The sequence below is a fragment of the Paenibacillus sp. J31P190 genome (assembly GCF_059692075.1).
Genome location: NZ_JCAUAS010000002.1, coordinates 149,922 through 171,597 on the forward strand (window position 1 = coordinate 149,922; position 21,676 = coordinate 171,597).

Consider the following 21,676-nt stretch of genomic DNA (forward strand, 5'->3'; position numbering starts at 1 on the left):
CTCGGTTTACTCGGTTTTCACATTTTTCATTGGTTTTCACCCGGATAGCGGCTGTGGATAAAGACGTTTTTTTGCTTGCAAATCTGGGGTTGCATGGAAAGAATCAATTCTTTCGGAGGTATGATGTTGTAAAAAGTGCAACAATTATTGCTCCTAACCTGCCTCATCCGATAAATACCATTCACTTCTTCACCTATCCGACCATTACGCCGAAACGCTCGCAGAAGAAGCCTGGTGGCTAATCTCCGCCTTCACTTTACGATCTTCTAATTGAGCTAGAATCGCATAGAACATGATCATGCCAATGAAGCCGCTTAACGCGATAAGAGATGCCATCATCCACGAAGATATCAGTCCGCCAAGCATGACACCGAAACCTCCTAAAAGCATGGCCCCTTTATACACCATTCCGAATAATGCCATATAAGAGCTTCTCGCATGATCAGGTGCAATATTACCAAGATAGGCTTGTTTAATCGGTACATACATGAGCTCTCCAACCGTTGCAATGAACATCGAGATGAGCAGCAGCCATGGTTGATTGCAATAAGCAAGGTAGCTGTAACCCAATATGTAACAAGTGTACCCAATGAACAGTACTTTGCTATCGGAGAACTTGCGCATCATAACCCCCATAAGGATGGAGAGTACAACGACAAGCACCGTATTTTCAGTGCGGATAAAGCCTAACATTTTCAACCCGTCTATACGCCAAGATTGTTCATTCCATGGGAAGAATGGGATATTCACCATCTCCCTTTCAAGCCTTACACCCACGTAATTACCAAGATGAAACTCAACAGATACTAGCAGGAGCGATGCCAAAGTGAAAATCATGAAAGTCTTGTCTCCCAGCACCATCCGATAATTGCCCCACATCGACAAACTACCTTTTCGACTGCCTTTATCCTCTCTAGCGACTTGTGGTTGATACACTTCATCAATAAAGAAATAAGTTACGATCAGAGTGAACAAGCCAATGACGGACAAGCCAATGAACAGCTCGAATAAGTAAGATTTGAATAAGAAAGCGCCCGCAAGTCCTGCAATTGCAAAAGATAAATTGTTCATCCAGTACATGATGGCGTACATGAATTTCCTTACATCCGGAGCTGTTACATCGAGCAGCATGGCTTCATTTGCAGGACCATGAATTCCCCAGAACATACTAACAAATATCATCAGAACAAAGGTCATCCCCGGAGATTCAAGCCAAGGCGAATTGGCCATCGCCATTCCAACGAAACAGAGCATCCAACCTAATTCTGCAGTCAGCATCAGCTTTTTGCGCCCAATTCGATCTGCATAGTAGCCGCCAATTATCCCCGCGATGATACCAGCAAGAATACCAAGAATTACGACTAGACCAGCACTTGTATCTCCCAATTTTCCAGAAAAATAAATCGACATGAAGGGTAGCACCATATTATTAGCGGTTCCGGAGATGAAGGAAAGTCCGATTCTTAGTTTGACATTACGATGAAAATCACGAAATCTCACGATATACCTCCGCGTCTGCAAGCTTTTGTCATTCGTCTTTTATTCTACCTTTGTTCAATAAATCACGAAAAAAAATTACTGCTTTTCATTACTGCGTAAAAACATGCCCACGCCAACTAACAGCAAACAACCGGCTAGCAATTGAATGGTTGTGATCGTTTCTCCGAGCAAGAAGTAAGCCAATAAAGTGGCACCTAGCGGTTCCCCTAAAACAGTCATTGAGACGGAAGAAGCCTTCATATATTTAAGCAGCCAATTAAATACATAATGACCAAATACCGTTGGAACAATCGCCAAAAGCAAGAATATCCCCCACTCTTTCGCTGGGTAAGCAGTAAAGGACACACCGGTAAACACATTGGTGACTGCAAGTACCAGCCCTGCGAACAAGAACACAAAAAAACTATAAACAAAGGCAGATATATGTTCTCTTAAGCTTTTGCCTAAGAGCATATGTAAGGCTACAGCAAGCGTACCGACCAGTGATAACAAATCTCCCTTAAGCGCGTTACCGGAAAATTGGAAATCTCCCCATCCGATACAAATCGCACCCACAATAGCCATACACATGGCGATCAAGGCCGCTCGACTAGTCCGATGTCCATAAAGAAGAAACGCTCCGAGCAGCACAAAAATGGGCTCTAACGTTAAAATAGCCGTCGAACTCGCCACTGTCGTAAAATGAAGGGAATCCATCCAAAATAAGAAATGCAAACCAAGCGAAACACCGGATATGGCTGTTCTCAGCCAATCTCTTAGTCGAATTCTAGCAATCTCTTTCCTATAATTCCAAAGAAAAGGCAGCATCAAGGCATTCGTCATGAGAAGTCTATACATCGCGATGACAGAAGCAGGCGCATTCGACCACCGAACAAAAATCGCTGAGAATGAAATGGCAATAATGCCGATCAAAAGAAACATGGAGATTGGTACTTTCGTTTTATTCATCGCATTCATGATGTGAAACTCCTTGAGAGGTTGATATCTTATAGTTGCCAAATAAGTATATAGGAGGAAGAACAGCTTGCCAATCTTTTTTAAACTTTGTTCAATTAATTGTAAAATATATACAACATGTAAAACATAAAAAAAACCCTAAGGTCACCTAAATGAAAATAGGCTGTAACCAAGGGCTTCTTTGGAGTTGGATTATAGGATTAATCTAAAACAGCTGTGATATGTTTGTTTGTAACGGACCAGTGAGATGTGTTCCAAATGGATTCTTTATCTTTAAAATAAAGGATTTGCGGGGACGCGTGTTTGATACCTAGATCCTCTGCAATTTGATTTGACACTGGACGCGATTCGATAACTTTCACTAAGAAATAATCCACATCCGCATTTGGTTTACCGGACAGATATTCCTCATATTCATCAAGTGCGCTTGCACTTACTGGACATGTTGTGCTGTGCTTAAGAACGACAGCGGGTTTCTCGGAGGAGCGATTCAGTACTTCCTGCCACTCTTCTACTGTAGTTAATTCTTTCCATGCTGACATATGAACATCTCCCTTCCTATCTAATTAATAATGATTATAAAGTAAGCTACCAGCATATGCAAATCACATAAATCACACAACTCGCAACCCCCTCTATCTAACTGGTATAATAAAATTGTAAATATTCCTAGGGAAGAACAGGAGGAACATATGCAATCACCACCCCCGATCTCAAGACGCTCTTTTCTCAAGAAAGGTACTGTGCTTGCAGGCTCTTTCATCGCTTCCGGAGGATTACTTGGCAGTTATGCTAGTTTCTTGGAACCCAAATGGGTTGAGATTACGAGAATAACGCTGCCTTTCGAGCGACTCCCTAATGCCTTCCATGGTATTAAACTTTTACAATTCAGCGATATCCATATTGGTCATCACTTCGACCTTCAAGATTTAGAACGTGTCGTGAAGCTCATTGAGAAAGAAAAAGCGGACATGCTAACTTTTACCGGCGATTTATTTGACGCCAATATTAGTGAAGATCCAGATTTAACCAGTCAGTTACTGGGCAGCTTAGAGGCGCCTTTGGGAAAGTGGGCTGTACTTGGCAACCATGATAAGTGGATTGGGTACAACTACACCCTCCCGATCCTGCATAACGGAGGCTTTCAGTCTCTCGTTAACGCTTTTCAGACGATCACCTATAAAGGACAAACCATTCAGATAGCTGGCGTTGAGGATATGCTGACGGGTAAACCGGATATCGCGAAAACCTTACGCGGGGCCAATGCCCAAATATTTACCTTGCTGCTATCCCACTGCCCTGATTTCGCGGATAAGGTAACGGAACAAGCCATCGATTTGCAACTATCCGGCCACACCCATGGCGGTCAGATCCGGTTACCGGGAGTTGGAGCTGTCATCACACCACCGCGCGGTAGAAATTATGTAATAGGGCTTAGCGAAGTGCCTAATTCGAAAATGCTTGTTTACGTCAATCGCGGCATTGGAACAACGACACTCCCCTTTCGCCTAATGTGCAGGCCGGAGATTACCGTAATTACTTTGGAAAAGCGAAAACCCTGAGCGCCTAAAGCGTCTCAGGGTTTTATGTTTACTATCTAACATGTAAAAATTGGCGGAATAAGAAGACGGCCTTCAATTTTAATAGATCGTTTACTTTTTTGAAATCAACCTGTAAGAGATCACTAATCTTCTCCAAGCGATACGTCACTGTATTCCTATGAATAAATAATTGCTTGGCCGCCTCGCTTACTTGACCATCGTTACGAATGAACACCTCTAAAGTGCGAATCATTTCTTGCGAGTACTCGGCATCTTTTTCAAGTAAAGGACGAAGAATTTTGGCACAGTAATCTTCCATCATAGTAGAAGAAACGCTCTGGAAGAGATGCGCGAATTCAATGGTTTCATAATGAAGCACTCGATCTGGCAGTCCAAGCTTGGACGCCATACGCTGTGTCTCCAAACATTCCATATAGGCTTCCCTTAACGCTGTTGGCTTTAATTTCATGGAGCTCGAATAGAAAGTTATTTCTCCGGCTTCTTCGATGCATCCTGAATCGCTAGCGTACTTGGTCAGAAGCTGTGACAGCTCTTCCTCTGGAAATCCGTCTGCTTGATTCGTTGAATAGATCGAGAACATCATATCCTTGAACACAAAATGGTGCCCGGTCAAACTGCTTGATTTCGGATGTGATTCCATGTATTGCTTGAGGTTTTTGAGCTTAATTTGGGGCTGCTCCTCCACCAGATTTTCCGGCTTATTTTTGCTAATCACACATTGATAAGCTCCAGTAAAGATAGATAGCCCTCTAGCTTCCGCCTGTTCAAGGAACTCCTCTAGAGAGGTTCCTTTCTCCAAATAGCGTAGGAGATTGTTTTGTAAATCGCGCTGTGCGGATGCTTCCACATGCGATCGGAATGTATAACACATATGGAAGGTCAGGATATCCGCAGCTTGCTGGAATAAGCCTTCCTCCACGTTTGCGAGCAGAACCGAATCCGGTATGATCAACAAATGTCCAAGAGGCTCATCGTCCTGCTGATGCAGTCCTACACGATAAGCACGCTCTTTACCTGCGTATACCCATCCTGATTTCCGTTTCCACGGCCAATTCTGGGAGAGTTGATCAGGACTCCATGCGCTTGTGTTATATAAAATTTGTCCTCTAGCTCCCACTACCGCCATAGGATAACCAAGAATGTCACTGATTAATTGGAACATGGAAAGCATATTATCCTGTTTCAATCCGAATTGCATCAGCTTCTTCTGTTTCTCAAGAACAGATTGCAGCAGCTGTGTATTGCGGCGGTATTCAGCGTTAAACAAGGCATTCATTTGATCAGAGAACGTAAATTGAAATGGCATCTCAATAATTGGAAAATGAAGCCGATCTGCTTCATCTGCCACAATCTGCGGCAGCTCCGACCAAAAACGCCCCAGCTTGATCCCTAACCCTGCAGCTCCGCGATCATTTAATTTACGAAGTAAATTAACCGTTTCTTGCGGACTATCCTTCATCGCGAAAGCAGTAGTGAAGAGCATCTCTCCGGATTTCGTCCAATCCGCAATATCAGGAGCGTCCATCACATTGACTGATTTGACGATGCGGGAATCACCTTGTTTGCCTGCTACTAGCTTCGCTTCCGTTAATGGATATATGGATAATGCCTCACGAATGGTAAGATGCATGGTGCTTCCCCCTTAGTGCCTTTTAAATGATTATAGGATGACCTTGCCATTTCAGTCAATGGTTTTGTGTTAACTTACATAACATGAACAAGAAGTTCATGAATATTTTATGACATATTTCTAATTTTATGTAAGGTTATATGACACAATATATGAAATATAACACCCACAACAAAGAGAGACATGCTCAGCACATGCCCCCCATCTAAATAATTCAACCCTTAAATCACTCGAAACGTTCCCGTTCCAATCGTCCCCAAATTGCCTTCACGGTCAACAACACGACCTTGGGTAGTTATCATCTTACGGGATTGATGAACAAGCTCAGCCGTCACCACCAAGCGGCCTTCATATAGCGGAGCTACGAAATGAACATTTAAATTCGTCGTAACAACCTTATCCTCCGGCCTAGCCATCATCACAACAATCCCCATCGCATTGTCCAGTAAGGAAGATAGTACACCGCCATGCACGATCCCAATCGGGTTCAAGTGATGCGTTTTGGCTTCCAAAGCAATCGTGATGATGTTGTCTTTCATACTCACAAATTCACAGCCAAGAAAGCCCCAAAACGTAGGCTCCGCTGACGCTGCTAATTGCTGAAGTCTCTTATTTATTTGTTCGTTAGAATCATCCATAGGATTCCCTCCACTCTTCTTGTAAAGGGCTTCCCCTTAATTGTTATTCAGGATAAGGCTCTTAAACCTTCGTCTCTTCCTCTAGTAATTGCCTGCGCAGCACCTTTCCAATCATCGTTTTCGGCAAAGACTGGCGGAATTCGACTTTCCGAGGCACCTTGTAGGCAGCCAAACGCTCACGGCACCACAATTCTAGCTCCTTTTCCGTTAACGTCATTCCCGGTCTCAGCACCACAAATGCTTTCACCGTTTCTCCCCGATATTCATCCGGTACGCCTGCAACAGCCGCCTCGAGAATCGCGGGATGCTCGAAGAGAACCTCCTCTATGTCACGAGGATAAATATTGTAGCCTCCGGCTATGATTAAATCCTTCTTGCGATCAACAATCGAGAAGAAACCATCCTCGTCGATACGCCCCATGTCGCCCGTATATAACCAGCCATTTCTGATGGTCATGGCCGTTTCGTGCTCGCGTAGCCAATACCCTTTCATCACTTGAGGCCCTTTAATGATAATTTCGCCAATTTCGCCAATCGGCAGCTCTTGACCTGAATCCGAATCAACAACTTTCGTATCTGTATCTGGAAAAGGGATACCAATTGAGCCTATTTTCCGAAAACCCCAAATAGGATTCGCATGTGTAACAGGGGATGCTTCCGTCAACCCATAGCCTTCGATTAATCTACCGCCTGTCAGTGCCTCGAAGCGCTCTTGTACCTCTAACGGGAGAGGCGCTGAACCGCTTACACAAACATTAATAGAGGAAATGTCCACTTCCTTCACGCGCTTATGATTGATTAAAGCAATGTACATGGTTGGCGCACCTGGGAAAATCGTTGGCTTCAGCGTATGAATTGTATCTAAAATCAGGTTGATATCAAACTTAGGAATGAGGATCAGCATTCCCGCCCTATACATGGATTGATTCAGCAAGACTGTCAAACCAAAGACATGAAAGCAAGGGATGGCTCCCAAGAATCTTTCTTCACCTAACCGAATACGATAACACCAATGACTTGTTTGGTACGTATTAGCAATCAAATTGGTATGAGTCAGCATGACCCCTTTGGATATCCCCGTCGTCCCACCCGTGTATTGAAGAAGGGCAATATCCTCGTCAGCCTCCACATCTATACAAATTGGGGCCCGAGAAGCTGTTCGGAGCAGCTTTTTATAAGAATAGACACCCTCCTCGTAAGTGACGGCAAGGTTTGCACCATCTTTCTTCATTTTAATCGGATATAAGACATTTTTGGGAAAGGGCAAATAGTCCTTAATTGAAGTCACAATAACATGTTGAATCGGTGTTTTCGCTTTCGCCTTTTGCACACGATCAAACAGCAAATCCAACGTTACAATAACGGTTGCTCCGGAATCCGAGAGCTGGTGAACCAGCTCTCGCTCCACGTAGAGCGGATTCGTCATGACGACGATCCCGCCCATCATCAGGGTTCCGAAGTACGCAATGATAGCCGAAGGACAATTCGGCAGCATAATCGACACTCGATCCCCTGGGCTAACGCCCAGCTCTTTTAAAGCATTGGCAAAACGATAGGACGCTTCCAATACCTCCCGATAACGCAGCGTTTTCCCCAAGAAATACAAGGCAGGTCGGTCCGGAAACTTATGCGCGGAATCTACCAACAAACGTGCAAGATTATGCTTCGGGTACTCGTAAGTCGGCGCCACTTCAGACGGATAATGGCGCAGCCAAGGCTTTGCCTCATTCATACAAAACCATCCCCTTCAGGTTCTTGACATCGATGACTATACGATGAATTTCTCACCCTGAATAACACGTGCGGCGATGTCGCGCTTCAAACCAACCGTATTCACACTGCTGCGTCTGGACAGCTTTTTCAAAATCGATAATTGAGTCCGAAGAACATCTCCTTCTTCCATCGTACTGAGCGCTTCCTTCGCATATGCCTCTATTTTGTCAAAGGCTTCATGAACAAAAACTGTCGTGATTTGGATCGCATTCTTTGCCTTTTCTTCCCCTGCTTTTTCAATCAGCTTTTGCGTACGAAGAAGCCCGCTTTCAGCAGCGAAAATTTGGATCATGATGTCGGCTAAATGACTTAAAACTTCCTGATTTTTTTCTAGTGCCATGCCATATTTCTGTACAGCAAGCCCACCAACCATAAGGAATACTTTCTTAGCCATTGAAACCAGATGCACCTCTTCGGCTAGCGTGCCTTCAAACGTTTGGCCCGGAACGATAGAGAGCAACTCCGCTTGCAGCGCTTGTGCTTTTTGCAGCAAAGGCAGTTCGCCTTTCATCGCTTTCTTCACTAATGTACCTGGAATTAGCAGACGATTAATTTCATTCGTACCTTCAAAAATTCGGTTAATCCGTGAATCCCGATAAATACGCTCCACTTTGTACTCCTGGATAAAACCGTAACCGCCATGAATTTGCAAGCCCTCATCCGCAACAAAATCCAACACTTCAGAAGCGAACACCTTATTAATGGAGCATTCCAACGCATATTCAGAAATCCCTTTCGACGAATGTTTACCTGCATCAGGGCTCGTATGATCAATGTCTTTGAGAATGGTATCGAACAATCCAGTCGTTCTATACACCATGCTTTCCAGCATATACGTTTGAATATTCATTTCCGCCAGCTTTTTACCAATCAAAGGAAAACGTGAAATGGGTGTATTAAACTGTTGACGGGTATTCGCATATTTCGAAGCTAACTCAATCGTCTCCTTGGAAGCACCCAGACAACCGGTCGCCAATTTGTAACGGCCAATATTTAGAATGTTAAAAGCAATCAGGTGACCCTTACCGATTTCACCCAATAAGTTCTCGACCGGCACACGGACATCTTCAAAATAAAGCGGACGCGTCGACGAGCCTTTGATCCCCATCTTCTTCTCTTCCGGTCCCATCGTAAAGCCAGGATCACCTTTCTCTACGATAAAGGCCGTGAAATCAGTGCCATTGATTTTGGCATAAACGATGAAAATATCAGCAAATCCGGCATTAGTGATATATAATTTGGATCCGTTTAATAGGTAATACTTGCCATCCTCAGACAACCGAGCTGTCGTTTTTGCCCCCAAAGCATCCGAGCCGGATGTAGGTTCCGTTAAACAGTAAGCCGCGATTTTCGCGCCTGTCGCAAGGTCTGGCAAATACTTCTTCTTCTGTTCAGTTGTGCCAAAAAATACAATCGGCAACGTACCTATCCCGACATGCGCCCCAATGGACAAAGCAAAGGATGAAGCGCGTGCGAGATTTTCACTAATCACAGTGGAACTTACTTTATCCAACCCAAGTCCGCCATAAATCTCAGGTACATCAGAGCCAAGTAATCCGAGATCACCCGCGCTGCGCATCAATTTTACCGTTAAATCATAATCGAGCTTTTCCAAATGCTCATCATTCGGCATGACTTCCCGAGCTACAAAATCACGCGTTGTATCGGCAATCATGCGATGCTCTTCGGTAAAATCCTCAGGGGTCACAATATCATGGAAATCCGTATCTGAAATAACAAAACTTCCGCCTATAACTTTCTCCGCCATGGTTCATCTCTCCTCTAAATTAATTGTACAAGGGTAAATATTAGGATTTATGAGAGCCTAGATAGACTCTCATGAATCTGTTCTTATTCCTTATCTGCCTTCAATTAAACAGGATGCACTTCAAATACACCGGCAGCTCCCATCCCGCCGCCGATACACATGGACACTACGCCATAGCCGCCGCCACGCCGCTGCAGCTCATGAATTAAGCTCGTTGTCAGCTTCGCACCCGTACACCCGAGTGGATGCCCGAGGGCAATGGCACCACCGTTCACATTCACCAATTCTTCATTTAAGCCTAGCTCGCGAATAATATGGACACATTGCGAAGCGAACGCTTCGTTGATTTCAAACAGATTCACTTGGTCTTGCGTGATTCCTGCCATCTGCAAAGCCTTCGGAATCGCCTTTACTGGCCCTACGCCCATAATTTCCGGCTCTACGCCGGAAAGCGCGAAAGCCTTGAACGTCGCCAGCGGCTTCAACCCGAGCGCTTCCGCGCGCTCGCGGCTCATCAGCACGGCTGCCGCTGCGCCGTCCGACGTCTGTGACGCGTTGCCCGCCGTCACAGAGCCGCCCAAGCTGAACGCAGGCTTCAGCTTGGCAAGCCCTTCCACGGATGTATCGGGGCGAACGCCCTCATCCATGGCAAACACGAACTTCCGCTCGAACGCCTTACCGCGTTCGTCAACACCCTTCACGCTCGTCTCTACCGGCACGATCTCGTCTACGAACTTGCCGGCTGCGATCGCTGCGGCTGCCTTCTGATGGCTCCGCGTTGCGAAGCCATCCTGCGCTTCGCGCGAGATGCCGAAGCGCTGCGCGACTTCTTCGGCTGTGTGGCCCATGCCCATGTACACCTCGGGCATGCTCTCAACCAGCCCCGGATGCGGCGAGAGCTTGAAGCCCGTCATCGGGACGTGGCTCATGCTCTCAACGCCTCCGGCGACGATCACCTCCGCGTGGCCGAGCATAATGCGCTCCGCCGCATATGCGATGGCTTGCAGCCCGGAGGAGCAAAAACGATTGACCGTGATCGCCGGCACGGTCACAGGGAAGCCCGCATACAGCGACATCGTGCGGGCGAAGTTCAGCCCTTGCTCGCCTTCGGGCATCGCGCACCCGATAATGATGTCCTCGACATCACCTTTGTCGAGTCCAGGAGCACGCCGTATAGCCTCTTCTAATACGGCTTTACCCAGATCCTCCGCTCTCGTTTGAGCGAAACTGCCTTTCTTCGCGCGACCGACTGCTGTGCGCGTTATCGATACAATGACTGCTTCTTTCATCGATTTCACCTCATTATGAGTAATAGGCATACACCATTCGGGGTTTCTAATTAGAAAGGCAAATTCTTCTCCCTTAGTTCCGCAGTGCCTTCCCTTTGGAAAGCATGTATTGCATACGCTGCTGTGTTTTCAGCTCTCCACAAAGACTAAGGAAAGCTTCACGCTCTAGATCGAGCACGTACTGCTCTGTGACTAACGTTCCTGCTGGCACATTACCTCCTGCAAGCACGTGCGCAAGCTTATTCGCAATCAATTGATCGTGCTCACTGATATATCCGCCTTGGCGCATCGTATAGGCAGCAATCTGCATGACCGCTTTGCCGTTCTCGCCAACGACGCGGATTTTCTCTTGCACAGGAGGTGTGTATCCCGCTGCTTCCAAGCGAAGAACCGCTTGCTTCGCTTCATAAATACGATGATCCGGATTCACAACGACCGTATCCCCCGCACGCATATAGCCAAGACGTTTCGTATCATGACCGCTCGTCGACACCTTTGCCATGGCCACCGTTTCAAAAATCGCATTGATCCACGGCTGAAGATCAACTTCTGGGTCACGAACCTGTTGACTTGCTAGAAGGGCTAACTCCTTACATCCGCCACCGGCAGGAATTAAGCCAACTCCCACCTCAACGAGTCCATAATACGTTTCAGCCGAGAAAATGATTTGGTCTGCCGGCATACAAGCCTCAACTCCGCCACCCAGCGTCATCTTATGCGGAGCAGCAACAACTGGCTTTTCCAGCCTTTTGAGCTTCAGCATGGAGTTTTGGAATAAACGAATGATGCCGTCAACTTCATCCCACTCGCCATCCTGCGCTTCCATTAACAACAGCATCACATTGGCGCCGACACAGAAATTTTTACCTTCGTTAGCGACAACCATTCCGCGATAGTTACTGCGTACTTCGTCCACGCTTTGCTGAATCATTGTGAGAATATCGGCTCCAATGGCATTGTTCGGCGAGTGAAACTCTAAGCAAGCTACCCCGTCTCCAATGTCTATCAAGCTCGCGCCGCTATTAGAGCGAATGACTTTATTTTGCTGTTTTAATGAAGCAAGTGAAATGAGTTCTGGCCTTGTTTCAACGCCGCGAAACTCATTTTTCAGATAGTAAAAACTTTGGCCTTCCCTGTTCTCATAAAAGCTGTCATTGCCAGCGGCAATCCAAGCTTTTACCCACTCAGGTACATTACTGCCTTCCGCTTCCATTCGTTCCACAGAACGTTTTAGCCCAATAGCATCCCACGTTTCAAAAGGACCGAGATCCCAGTTAAAGCCCCATTTGAGCGCATTATCAATCTCGACAATGGAATCTGCAATCTCATCTAATTTCTCAGCGGAATAAAGCAGCACCGGCTTCAAAATGTTCCACGCCAGATCCGAATAGCGATCTTTGGCGCCGAGCAAGGCCTTTAACTTCCCTACCGTACCTTTCGCTTGCTTCGCAGCTTCCAAAGAGCCTGAACTGATTTTGCGGCTTGCCGAATATTCCATGGTATTTAAGTCTAGGGATTGAATTTCTTTGCCAGCTTCGGACTTCACTTTTTTATAAAACCCTTGGCCCTGCTTCTCTCCGATCCAGCCTTTTTCTACCATCGTTCTTAAAATGGCCGGTGTATTGAAAACTTCCTTCTCCGCAGGGTCAGTCACAAGATCAAACACATTGTTGGCTACATGGACGAAAGTATCTAGACCCACCAAATCCAGCGTACGGAACGTCGCGCTCTTAGGGCGGCCCATTGCTGGACCAGTTACAGCATCCACTTCTTCGACGGTATATCCATTTGCAAGCATTTCACGCAAAGTAACTAAAAGCCCATAAGTGCCAATGCGATTGCCGATAAAATTCGGCGTATCTTTCGCTTGAACAACACCTTTTCCAAGCTTTTTCTCACAAAAATCAGTCATAAAAGCAACAATTGCAGGGTCTGTCTGTTCATTTGGAATCACTTCCAATAATTTCATATAACGAGGAGGATTAAAAAAATGAGTGCCAAGGAAATGCTTTTTAAACTCAGGGCTTGCGCTTTGGACCATGGCATTGATTGAAATGCCCGATGTATTCGAGGAAACAATCGTTCCCGGCTTCCAAACGGTTTCAATACGGTTAATGAGCTGCTGCTTCGCTTGCAAATTTTCCACAATAACTTCAATTATCCAATCCACGCTTCCAAGCTTCGCTAAATCATCCTCTAGATTGCCTGGTGTAATACGTTCAGCGAAAGATTCACTATAAAGGGGAGCTGGGTTCGTCTTCTTGAGCTTATCCATCGCATTAAGAGCAAGTCGATTCCGCACCTTAGGATGATCTAACGTAAGGCCGGCAGCTTGTTCTTGCGGCTGCAGCTGAGCAGGCACCATATCGAGCAATAACACAGGAATGCCTACATTTGCCAAATGGGCAGCGATACCGGAGCCCATCACACCGGAGCCGATAACGGCCGCTGTACGAATCTTTGTCATATGGAAATTTCCTCCTACATGATTTTTTCAGTTTTCGCGTCAACCTTGACAACCGCTCTCGCCCATTAAGGCGTTCCAAACACAGACAAGGCAAGAATTTCAGCGATATCTCGCGCTTTAACCTGTTCCTCGACCTCCTTAAGCTTCGTTCCATCCTCCACCATCGTTAAGCAATATGGACAGGCAGAACTGATAACAGTGGGTTTCACACTTAAAAGCTGTTCAGTACGTGCTACGTTAACGCGTGTACCTGCTGTTTCTTCCATCCACATCATGCCGCCTCCGGCACCGCAGCACATACTGTTTTCGCGAGAACGGTCTTGCTCAACCAACTCAACCCCTGGAATTGCTCGCAGTACATTGCGTGGCTCCTCATAAACTTCATTGTAGCGGCCTAGATAGCAAGAATCGTGGTACGTAATACGCTCTCTAACTTCATGTTGCGGCTTAAGACGCCCCTCTTTCACCCACAGATCCAACAGCTCGGTGTGATGGAAAACGTCTGCCGTAAGGCCAAATTCGGGATATTCATTTTTGAATGTATGATACGTATGCGGGCACGTCGTTACGATTTTCTGAACCTTATACTTTTGAAAAGTCGCAATATTGTCCGCACACAGCTGTTGGAATAAAAATTCATTGCCCATACGGCGAGGTGTGTCTCCGGAATTCTTCTCCTCATTGCCCAAAATGGCAAAGGAGACTCCGGCTTCCTTCATCAATTTCACAAAAGAATGCGTGATCTTGCGGCTGCGATTATCATAAGCGCCCATAGAACCCAAGAAAAACAAGTACTCGAATTCCGGGTTTTCCTTCACCGTACGTACGCCAAGTTCATCATCCGGATCTACTTCTTTGACCCATTTCACGCGATCATTTCGGCTAATGCCCCAAGGATTTCCTTGTCTCTCGATGTTTTGTAATGCTCGTTGACCATCGTGAGGCATGATGCCTTGCGTCAGTACAAGATGTCGGCGCAGATCAATAATCTTATCCACATGCTCATTTCCTACAGGACATTGATCCTCACAATTGCGGCAGGTTGTACAAGCCCACAGCTCTTCTTCCGTTATAACGCCGCCAATGAGCTCAACTTCCAGCGGGTTTTGAGTACTTGGACTAGCGAAAGCAAAAGCTGGCACCCATGGTGATTTCGAGGTGATGGCTGCGCCTTTTTCCGTCAAATGATCACGAAGTTTTGTAATCAAATGCATCGGCGATAGCATCTTCCCTGTCGTATTCGCGGGACAAACATTCGTGCAGCGCCCACATTCCACACAGGAGTAGAAATCAAGCATCTGCTTCTGAGTGAAATCTTCGATTTTGCCTACACCGAACGACTCCGCTTCTTCATCCTCCAAATCCAGTGAAGCCAATTTACCAGTAGGTTCTGTTCGGCGCAGCAAGATATTGATTGGTGCTGTAATAATGTGAAAATGCTTCGACTGCGGCACATAGATCAGAAAAGAAAGTAGGATCAGCAAATGCATCCACCAGCTTATATAGAAACCAACCGTTGCCGCTGTATGCGACATACCGCTGAAAGCTGCTGCGAACAGAGATGAAATAGGTGTAAATGTGGATATCTCCATCCCATCCTTTACCCGTTCAAACCCACCGCTGACGACGACAGTTAGCATCAAGAAAAAAATGAAGAATATAACGATACTCGGCTTCCAACCGCGTTTCAGCCGTTTTAGCTTTTCTACATAACGTCGATAGGTCGCATATCCCATAGCCAGAAGAATCAGCGCTACCGTCACTTCCTGCATCAATGTGAAATAATCGTAACCTGGTATTGGTAACCCATGGCCAATTAATCCCTTCAGAATGAGATCCAGCGCCCCAAGCTGCAAAATAATGAATCCGTAAAAGATCACAATGTGCATAATGCCGCTCTTCTTATCCTTCAACAGCTTGGTCTGGCCAAATACCTGAATCGCAAACTCCTTCAACCTTGCTTTCGCTTCCTTTTTCAAATTCACAGACTTGCCAAGCCTAATGTACAAATATCGGTGATACACAACACGTACAAACAAATACACTGCAAACCCCGTAACCGCCAGAAATAATAGAAACTGAATGAGTGAACCGGTCATTGAGGACCCTCCCTAGCCTTTTGCTTTTGCAAAACTTTCTTCTTTTAGCATGTTCTGCGTTTGCCTAGGACTTCGTAAGACTTCGTAGGACTTGGTAATACTTGGTAAGACTTTGTAAGATCTTGTAGATTTCGTGAGATATTGCAAGATTTCGTAAGTGAGTTTAGCAAGTCCCCCTACTACTCCATCCAAAATCCCTGCAAATGAGGTTGTTTTGAGCGATGAGCAGTTAATAAGATTCGAACGAATCACACCATCTTGCTTGAAATCCGGATAAATAAGAGTCTCTGCAGTCTGCTATTTCCTCATCTTCATTGCCTTCTACAGATATAGGAGTCTCTAGGGACTCTTATTCCACTTGAACTACACCATCTTGCTCGTCATTCACATAATTAAGAGCCTCTAGAGACTGCTATTTGCCCATTTTCATTGATATCCACGGATTTACGAGTCTTTAGGGATTCTTATTCCACTTGAACTACACCATCTTGCTCGTCATTCACATAATTAAGAGCCTCTAGAGACTGCTATTTGCCCATTTTCATTGATATCCAGGGATTTACGAGTCTTTAGGGACTCTTATTCCACTTGAATCACACCATCTTGCTTGAAATCCGGATAAATAAAAGTCTCTGCAGTCTGCTATTTCCTCATCTTCATTGACTTCTACCGATATAGGAGTCTCTAGGGACTCTTATTCCACTTGAATCACACCTTTTTGACCAAAATCCTGATAAATAAGAGCCTCTGGAGACTGCTATTTCCTCATTTTCATTGACTTCTACCGATATAGGAGTCTCTAGGGACTCTTATTCCACTTGAATCATACCTTTTTGATCAAAATCCCGATAAATAAGAGCCTCTGGAGACTGCTATTTGCCCATTTTCATTGATATCCACGGATTTACGAGTCTCTAGGGACTCTTATTCCACTTGAATCACACCTTTTGATCAAAATCCTGATAAATAAGAGTCTCTGGAGACTGCTATTTCCTCATTTTCATTGCCTTTTACAGATATAGGAGTCTTTATGGACTCTTATTCCAAGCTGGCCAAGACATCCTGCTCGAATCCAACAATAATGAGCCATAACATCGCCCCACCTTCTACTGAACTCGTAACCCCACACACCCAACAAAGTAACCGCTTACATTCGAATATCGTAAAAAAGCAAGTTCCATTTGACCCTATTCCCAGAGTTGAAAACTGCTTCATTGTGGAGTGTAAGCCGGCAAACCTTCCTACTTGCTTTAATAAGCTGAATAAGTCGTTGACAAGGCGTACTGCGTATTTTATGATGAAATTACGAAAATGAATGAGTATTCATTCACCGATATTTGTATTCTAACACCGAGGTGATCTCCTTGACAAGTGGCAAAAAACCAGACAAGTATTACGCAATTCTCGAAGGCGCTCTGAAAGTGTTTGCTGAGCATGGCTTTCACAAATCCCAAGTATCCCGAATCGCCAAGGAAGCTGGCGTCGCTGATGGCACCATTTATCTTTATTTCAAGAAGAAGGAGGATATTTTGACCAGCCTGTTTCAGGAGAAATTAGGCGAACTTGTAGAGAAGCTCAATAATGGACTGAATGACCAAATGACAGCTAGAGAAGCGCTGCACAAAGTATGTGAGATTCATTTCAGTGTATTGGAAGGGAATATTCATCTTGCTTACCTCACCCAAATCGAGCTCAGACAGAGTGATCTCGAGCTTCGCAAAGAGATTGGCCTTGCACTAAAGAGATATATTATCCTTATTGAAAATATATTAGAAAAAGGTAAGAAAGACGGCAGTTTCCGTCCGGATTTTGAAGTGAAGCTTGTGAGGCTTCTCATTTTTGGCGGCATGGATGAAGTCGTTACTTCTTGGCTTATTTCTGGGCAAAAGTATTCGTTAACCGCTCAAGTTGGACCTACCATTAATTTTTTCATGAAAGGCATCGAGTCTTAACGTCTGTATAACATGTATATTCAGGAAGGAGCTTGACTATGGACATTTTTGTATTATTGAAGCAAACGTTTGATACGGAGGAAAAAATCGTCCTGCATAATGGGGCCGTTCAAGAGGATGGCGTAAAATTCGTCATTAATCCTTACGATGAATATGCGGTTGAGCAAGCGATTCAAATTCGAGATGAGCTAGGCGGCAAAGTCACCCTGCTCTCCGTTGGTCCCGAACGTACCGCTGAAGCTCTACGTACTGCTCTGGCGATGGGAGCTGATGAAGCCGTTCTTATCTCCGATGAGCGCATTAAGGGAGATGAGTTCGAAGTCGCTGAAATTTTGGCCAACTATTTGCGTGGACAGTCCGTCGATCTTCTATTAGGCGGTAATTTCTCCGTCGACAATGGGGCTGGGCAAGTCGCTATCCGACTTTCTTACCTCCTAGGCTTACCTCACGTTGCTTCTATAACGAAATTGGAAATTTCCGGAGGAAAAGCAGTTGCCCACCGCGATGCAGAAGGCGATATCGAAGTGATCGAGGTACCTCTCCCTGCTCTGTTCACGGCACAGCAAGGCTTGAACGAGCCGCGCTATCCTTCACTTCCTGGGATTATGAAGGCAAAGAAAAAACCGTTCCAGCACTTATCACTTGATGATATTGAGGGCGCTGATTCTGCAGTCGCCAAAACAGAACGCACGGAATTGACCCTACCGCCTGAGCGTAAGGCAGGCCGTATTCTAAAGGGCGACCTTCCGCAGCAAGTTACCGAACTCGTGCAAGCATTACGCAGCGAATCCAAAGTGATCTAAATATGGGGAGGCTACATTTATGAGCAAAACATTTCTCGTTGTTGCAGAAGCACGCGGCGGCAAGCTGCGACAGGTATCCTTTGAAGCGTTACGCGCAGCACAGCTTTCCGCTGCTGATGGTGATGCCATCGCCGCAGTATTGATTGGCGGTGCAGGAAGCAAAGCGCTTGCTGGTGAGCTTGCGGCTTATGGCGCAGACACCATCTATGTTGTCGAAGACAACCAGCTGGAGAGCTACAGCTCGGAAGCCTATTTTAGCGCTTTACTGGCTGTCACGGATACCGCACAGCCAGGCGCGCTCTACTTCGGCCACACCGCAGTCGGCCGAGATCTCGCACCGCTGGCCGCGGCGAAGCTCGCAGCTGGCCAGCTCTCGGACGTAACGGCTATCTCGCGCAGCGGAGATAGCGTGCAGTTCACGCGACCGCTTTACGCAGGCAAAGCTGTCGAAAAGAAAGCGTTTACCGACCCGGATGGCACATGGGTCGTCACGATAAGACCGAACAACATCGCAGCCTCCGAGCCTGACACATCGCGTCAAGCATCGGTCATCGATGTGTCTTACCCCGCTCCCTCCCTGCGCAGCATCATTCGGGAGGTCGTCAAGAAAACGTCCGGCACCATCGACTTGGCAGAAGCCAAGATCGTTGTCTCCGGCGGACGGGGCGTTCGCAGCGCCGATGGCTTTCAGCCGCTCGAAGAGCTGGCTGCCGTCTTGGGCGGCGCTGTTGGGGCTTCCCGCGGAGCCTGCGACGCGGGCTACTGCGAGTACGCGATGCAAATCGGCCAGACCGGCAAGGTCGTGACGCCGGAGATCTACATCGCGTGCGGCATTAGCGGCGCCATCCAGCATCTTGCCGGGATGAGCTCCTCGCGCGTCATCATCGCGATTAACAAAGATGCTGAGGCGCCGATCTTTAAAGTCGCCGACTACGGTATCGTCGGCGATCTGTTCGAAGTCGTTCCACTTCTAACCGAGGAATTCCGCCAGCTGTTGAAGTAGAGGCTCCCTTTCTACTTGTAAATTAACCATCATGATATCAGGCCAGCCTGCTATCAGGGTGGTTTTTAATTTTTTAGAAAGCTGAATCAATTCTATTGTACATTTTCCAATGAAACGTCTTTATAGAAAAGGTAAAAAGTAATTCTACATATTTTAGCTACTCAGCATCACCAAACGCTCATCCAAAACTCATTTAATGCTATTGTGATGTACCAACGCTCATCCATATCTATTCAATGCTCTTGTGATATACCAACACTCATCCATGGCTCATTAATACTCTTGTATTGCACTTTAATCGCCCCCCACATAGATATGCCCATGATCGCCGCAAATTCTTTGCTTGAACTCCACCTGGCTATCCAGTAAACTCAGCATACATTCATAATGACAGGAGCATTTCCTATGCCTAAGATGCCAACAGAAATCGTTCTGCAGTTTTTCAACCAAGTTCGTTCTGGCAAACAACCCGATGCCGCCATTCAATTCATGGCCGAGCAGGTGCTTGCTCATCAAATGACCGCAGAAAACGAAACCACCGTTCGCCGAACACCAGCCAATTATGCGGACCACGTTAGGGAAATGATCGCATCCTACGGTGACTTCCACCTAGAGGTACAAGAACTTATTGCACAGGATGATCGTGTTTACGTACGCTGGAAACAGACCGGCACTCACATCGGAGAAGTCGACGGCTTTCCGCCAACTGGCCAAACCATCATTGAGATCGCTAGTGCCGTGTATCGCATCGAAAACGAACGAATCGTAGAATACTGGATTCAAATCGATCGTGAAGGCATTCGCCTGCAGCTCCAAAGAAACGCATAATTCCCACTCCTTGTACTCACTTAAAAGCAAAAGCTGCCCCTCAATCATAGATTTCTCTACAAAGAGGAGCAGCCTTTTCTTTTCTCTTCTATTCACTTCATGATTTTAACCCCTAGATGCAACCTGCTCATTCAGCCATGCTGCAATGTCATCCATGACTTCATCCCGATTCACTTCATTCAACATTTCATGTCTGCCGTGGGGATAAAGCTTACTGCTAACGTTTTTAAGCCCAAGTTCCTCGTACATGCTAAGCAGCCTGAGCACCCCCTTACCTCCACCAACCGGATCCTCTTCACCTGAAAATACGTATATAGGCAAATCTTTACGGATTTGGTGGACATGCTTAGCTTGATGAATTTCCTTTAGTCCTCTAAAGAAATCTCTGAAATAACCCGATGTAAACGTAACTCCGCAATATGGATCTTCTACATACTTATCAACTTCGGCTGCATCATTACTTAACCAATCGAATGGCGTTCGGTTCGGCGCGAATTTTTTATTAAAAGCTCCAAATGAAAGAGACGTAACAAGCTTACTCCGGTGATGATCTCCACGAATAGCTGCTTCTGCTGTTGCAATAGCGATTGCTGCATGTAAAGCTGCACCCTGTTTGCCATTTGTACCTGAAAGAATGATACCTTGAACGTTGTCGGGATGTTCTTTTATATACGATACCATGTAATGCTGTGTTAAGAACGAGCCCATACTATGGCCCATCAGAAATAAAGGAATCTGCTTTGGATACCTTTTACGGATCTCACTAGTGATCTGCCCCATATTTTCAACCATACCATGAAAGCAATCTTTGCCAAATTTACCTACGGCTTCAGGTGTTCCTGCAGTTCGTCCATGCCCCAAATGATCGTTCGCATAGACAGCAAAACCTTGACTCGTTAATAAAGCAGCAAGCCTCTCGTACCTAAAGGCCGTTTCGGACATGCCATGTGCAATTTGAACAATTGCTTTTACTTCAGTGGTCTCATCAGGCAGCCATTCATATACATAATTATTAATCTGCTTAGAGTCTTTCCATATAAAATGCTGCTTCTGCATAGGATCCCCCCATAAACTTTCCATTTCACTCCAACCTGTTCTTCATTATTATAAGGCTTCCGCTTTATGAAAACAGCCCCCTTTCCGAAGAAAGAGGGCTTGTAAATCACTTTTATACTTAACCGCTGTATGCTAACCTTTACTAGTTTGTTTGACTGATTTTACTGCTTGCAGTTGGGATTGCGGTTGAGATGACGCGTCGAATCGTTTTCTCTCTGTTTTATCGATTTGAGCAATTTTTCCATCATGTACGACGATTTGAACGGAACCGTATTCCAACCCGTTTAACATTTGTTTAATTCTATCCACCCAAACATCATCTAACTCTAGTGGTTTCGCCATTCTCTTGCC

General features: G+C 45.8%; 17 protein-coding genes. 5 read left to right on the forward strand and 12 right to left on the reverse strand.

Annotated elements, in window-relative coordinates; genetic code table 11:
• Positions 1-204: 204 nt before the first annotated feature.
• The 3 genes from AC58U0_RS04285 to ytxJ all read right to left on the reverse strand — a co-directional run bounded on the left by AC58U0_RS04285 (position 205) and on the right by ytxJ (position 2,999).
• The gene (locus tag AC58U0_RS04285; RefSeq protein WP_497377810.1) at positions 205-1,500 is read right to left on the reverse strand and encodes an MFS transporter; all 1,296 of its coding nucleotides are present in this window, start codon (positions 1,498-1,500) and stop codon (positions 205-207) included.
• A gap of 75 nt (positions 1,501-1,575) precedes the next feature.
• On the reverse strand, positions 1,576-2,457 hold the full coding sequence (locus AC58U0_RS04290) for a DMT family transporter (RefSeq protein ID WP_497377811.1): 882 nt from the start codon (positions 2,455-2,457) through the stop codon (positions 1,576-1,578).
• A gap of 200 nt (positions 2,458-2,657) precedes the next feature.
• Positions 2,658-2,999: a bacillithiol system redox-active protein YtxJ gene (gene ytxJ / locus AC58U0_RS04295; protein WP_029194256.1), complete on the reverse strand. Its 342-nt coding sequence runs from the start codon at positions 2,997-2,999 to the stop codon at positions 2,658-2,660.
• A 150-nt stretch (positions 3,000-3,149) separates the two neighbouring features.
• Between ytxJ and AC58U0_RS04300 the strand changes: the two genes are divergently transcribed.
• Entirely contained in the window at positions 3,150-4,019 is an 870-nt protein-coding gene (locus AC58U0_RS04300) for a metallophosphoesterase (RefSeq protein WP_497377812.1), read from the forward strand.
• 31 nt (positions 4,020-4,050) lie between these two features.
• Here the strand turns inward: AC58U0_RS04300 and AC58U0_RS04305 are convergent, their stop codons facing one another.
• The 7 genes from AC58U0_RS04305 to AC58U0_RS04335 form a co-directional block, all read right to left on the reverse strand.
• Positions 4,051-5,649: a PucR family transcriptional regulator gene (locus AC58U0_RS04305; RefSeq protein WP_497377813.1), complete on the reverse strand. Its 1,599-nt coding sequence runs from the start codon at positions 5,647-5,649 to the stop codon at positions 4,051-4,053.
• Positions 5,650-5,870: 221 nt separating this feature from the next.
• Positions 5,871-6,287, reverse strand: a complete 417-nt coding sequence (locus AC58U0_RS04310) for a PaaI family thioesterase (RefSeq protein WP_057302430.1) — start codon at positions 6,285-6,287, stop codon at positions 5,871-5,873.
• A gap of 61 nt (positions 6,288-6,348) precedes the next feature.
• Positions 6,349-8,019: a long-chain-fatty-acid--CoA ligase gene (locus AC58U0_RS04315; RefSeq protein ID WP_497377814.1), complete on the reverse strand. Its 1,671-nt coding sequence runs from the start codon at positions 8,017-8,019 to the stop codon at positions 6,349-6,351.
• Positions 8,020-8,055: 36 nt separating this feature from the next.
• Entirely contained in the window at positions 8,056-9,828 is a 1,773-nt protein-coding gene (locus tag AC58U0_RS04320; RefSeq protein ID WP_497377815.1) for an acyl-CoA dehydrogenase FadE, read from the reverse strand.
• Between the two features lie 104 nt (positions 9,829-9,932).
• The gene (locus AC58U0_RS04325; RefSeq protein ID WP_497377816.1) at positions 9,933-11,117 is read right to left on the reverse strand and encodes an acetyl-CoA C-acyltransferase; all 1,185 of its coding nucleotides are present in this window, start codon (positions 11,115-11,117) and stop codon (positions 9,933-9,935) included.
• 73 nt (positions 11,118-11,190) lie between these two features.
• Positions 11,191-13,584, reverse strand: coding sequence for a 3-hydroxyacyl-CoA dehydrogenase/enoyl-CoA hydratase family protein (locus AC58U0_RS04330; RefSeq protein WP_497377817.1), 2,394 nt, complete (start codon positions 13,582-13,584; stop codon positions 11,191-11,193).
• A gap of 65 nt (positions 13,585-13,649) precedes the next feature.
• Positions 13,650-15,683, reverse strand: a complete 2,034-nt coding sequence (locus AC58U0_RS04335) for a heterodisulfide reductase-related iron-sulfur binding cluster (RefSeq protein ID WP_497377818.1) — start codon at positions 15,681-15,683, stop codon at positions 13,650-13,652.
• 1,364 nt (positions 15,684-17,047) lie between these two features.
• On the opposite strand from AC58U0_RS04335, the gene fadR reads away from it, so the two are divergent.
• From fadR to AC58U0_RS04355, 4 genes are all read left to right on the forward strand, one after another.
• On the forward strand, positions 17,048-17,635 hold the full coding sequence (gene fadR / locus AC58U0_RS04340) for a fatty acid metabolism transcriptional regulator FadR (protein ID WP_497377819.1): 588 nt from the start codon (positions 17,048-17,050) through the stop codon (positions 17,633-17,635).
• A gap of 38 nt (positions 17,636-17,673) precedes the next feature.
• A complete protein-coding gene (locus AC58U0_RS04345) occupies positions 17,674-18,438 on the forward strand; it encodes an electron transfer flavoprotein subunit beta/FixA family protein (protein WP_497377820.1) in 765 nt (254 codons plus the stop codon).
• A gap of 19 nt (positions 18,439-18,457) precedes the next feature.
• Positions 18,458-19,441, forward strand: coding sequence for an electron transfer flavoprotein subunit alpha/FixB family protein (locus tag AC58U0_RS04350; RefSeq protein WP_497377821.1), 984 nt, complete (start codon positions 18,458-18,460; stop codon positions 19,439-19,441).
• Between the two features lie 414 nt (positions 19,442-19,855).
• On the forward strand, positions 19,856-20,269 hold the full coding sequence (locus tag AC58U0_RS04355; protein WP_497378242.1) for an ester cyclase: 414 nt from the start codon (positions 19,856-19,858) through the stop codon (positions 20,267-20,269).
• A 105-nt stretch (positions 20,270-20,374) separates the two neighbouring features.
• Here AC58U0_RS04355 and AC58U0_RS04360 read toward each other — a convergent pair whose 3' ends face one another.
• On the reverse strand, positions 20,375-21,349 hold the full coding sequence (locus AC58U0_RS04360) for an alpha/beta fold hydrolase (RefSeq protein WP_497377822.1): 975 nt from the start codon (positions 21,347-21,349) through the stop codon (positions 20,375-20,377).
• Positions 21,350-21,457: 108 nt separating this feature from the next.
• Entirely contained in the window at positions 21,458-21,667 is a 210-nt protein-coding gene (locus tag AC58U0_RS04365; RefSeq protein WP_057302418.1) for a YezD family protein, read from the reverse strand.
• Positions 21,668-21,676: the final 9 nt, after the last annotated feature.

What these genes read in the sequence shown, in the direction of transcription:
- AC58U0_RS04365 (WP_057302418.1), bottom strand. Translation starts at nt 21,667, where the DNA reads ATGGCGAAACCACTAGAGTTAGATGATGTTTGGGTGGATAGAATTAAA.
- AC58U0_RS04330 (WP_497377817.1), bottom strand. Translation starts at nt 13,584, where the DNA reads ATGACAAAGATTCGTACAGCGGCCGTTATCGGCTCCGGTGTGATGGGC.
- AC58U0_RS04290 (WP_497377811.1), bottom strand. Translation starts at nt 2,457, where the DNA reads ATGAATGCGATGAATAAAACGAAAGTACCAATCTCCATGTTTCTTTTG.
- AC58U0_RS04345 (WP_497377820.1), top strand. Translation starts at nt 17,674, where the DNA reads ATGGACATTTTTGTATTATTGAAGCAAACGTTTGATACGGAGGAAAAA.
- AC58U0_RS04325 (WP_497377816.1), bottom strand. Translation starts at nt 11,117, where the DNA reads ATGAAAGAAGCAGTCATTGTATCGATAACGCGCACAGCAGTCGGTCGC.
- AC58U0_RS04320 (WP_497377815.1), bottom strand. Translation starts at nt 9,828, where the DNA reads ATGGCGGAGAAAGTTATAGGCGGAAGTTTTGTTATTTCAGATACGGAT.
- AC58U0_RS04350 (WP_497377821.1), top strand. Translation starts at nt 18,458, where the DNA reads ATGAGCAAAACATTTCTCGTTGTTGCAGAAGCACGCGGCGGCAAGCTG.
- ytxJ (WP_029194256.1), bottom strand. Translation starts at nt 2,999, where the DNA reads ATGTCAGCATGGAAAGAATTAACTACAGTAGAAGAGTGGCAGGAAGTA.
- AC58U0_RS04335 (WP_497377818.1), bottom strand. Translation starts at nt 15,683, where the DNA reads ATGACCGGTTCACTCATTCAGTTTCTATTATTTCTGGCGGTTACGGGG.
- AC58U0_RS04360 (WP_497377822.1), bottom strand. Translation starts at nt 21,349, where the DNA reads ATGGAAAGTTTATGGGGGGATCCTATGCAGAAGCAGCATTTTATATGG.
- AC58U0_RS04305 (WP_497377813.1), bottom strand. Translation starts at nt 5,649, where the DNA reads ATGCATCTTACCATTCGTGAGGCATTATCCATATATCCATTAACGGAA.
- AC58U0_RS04315 (WP_497377814.1), bottom strand. Translation starts at nt 8,019, where the DNA reads ATGAATGAGGCAAAGCCTTGGCTGCGCCATTATCCGTCTGAAGTGGCG.
- AC58U0_RS04300 (WP_497377812.1), top strand. Translation starts at nt 3,150, where the DNA reads ATGCAATCACCACCCCCGATCTCAAGACGCTCTTTTCTCAAGAAAGGT.
- AC58U0_RS04355 (WP_497378242.1), top strand. Translation starts at nt 19,856, where the DNA reads ATGCCAACAGAAATCGTTCTGCAGTTTTTCAACCAAGTTCGTTCTGGC.
- AC58U0_RS04310 (WP_057302430.1), bottom strand. Translation starts at nt 6,287, where the DNA reads ATGGATGATTCTAACGAACAAATAAATAAGAGACTTCAGCAATTAGCA.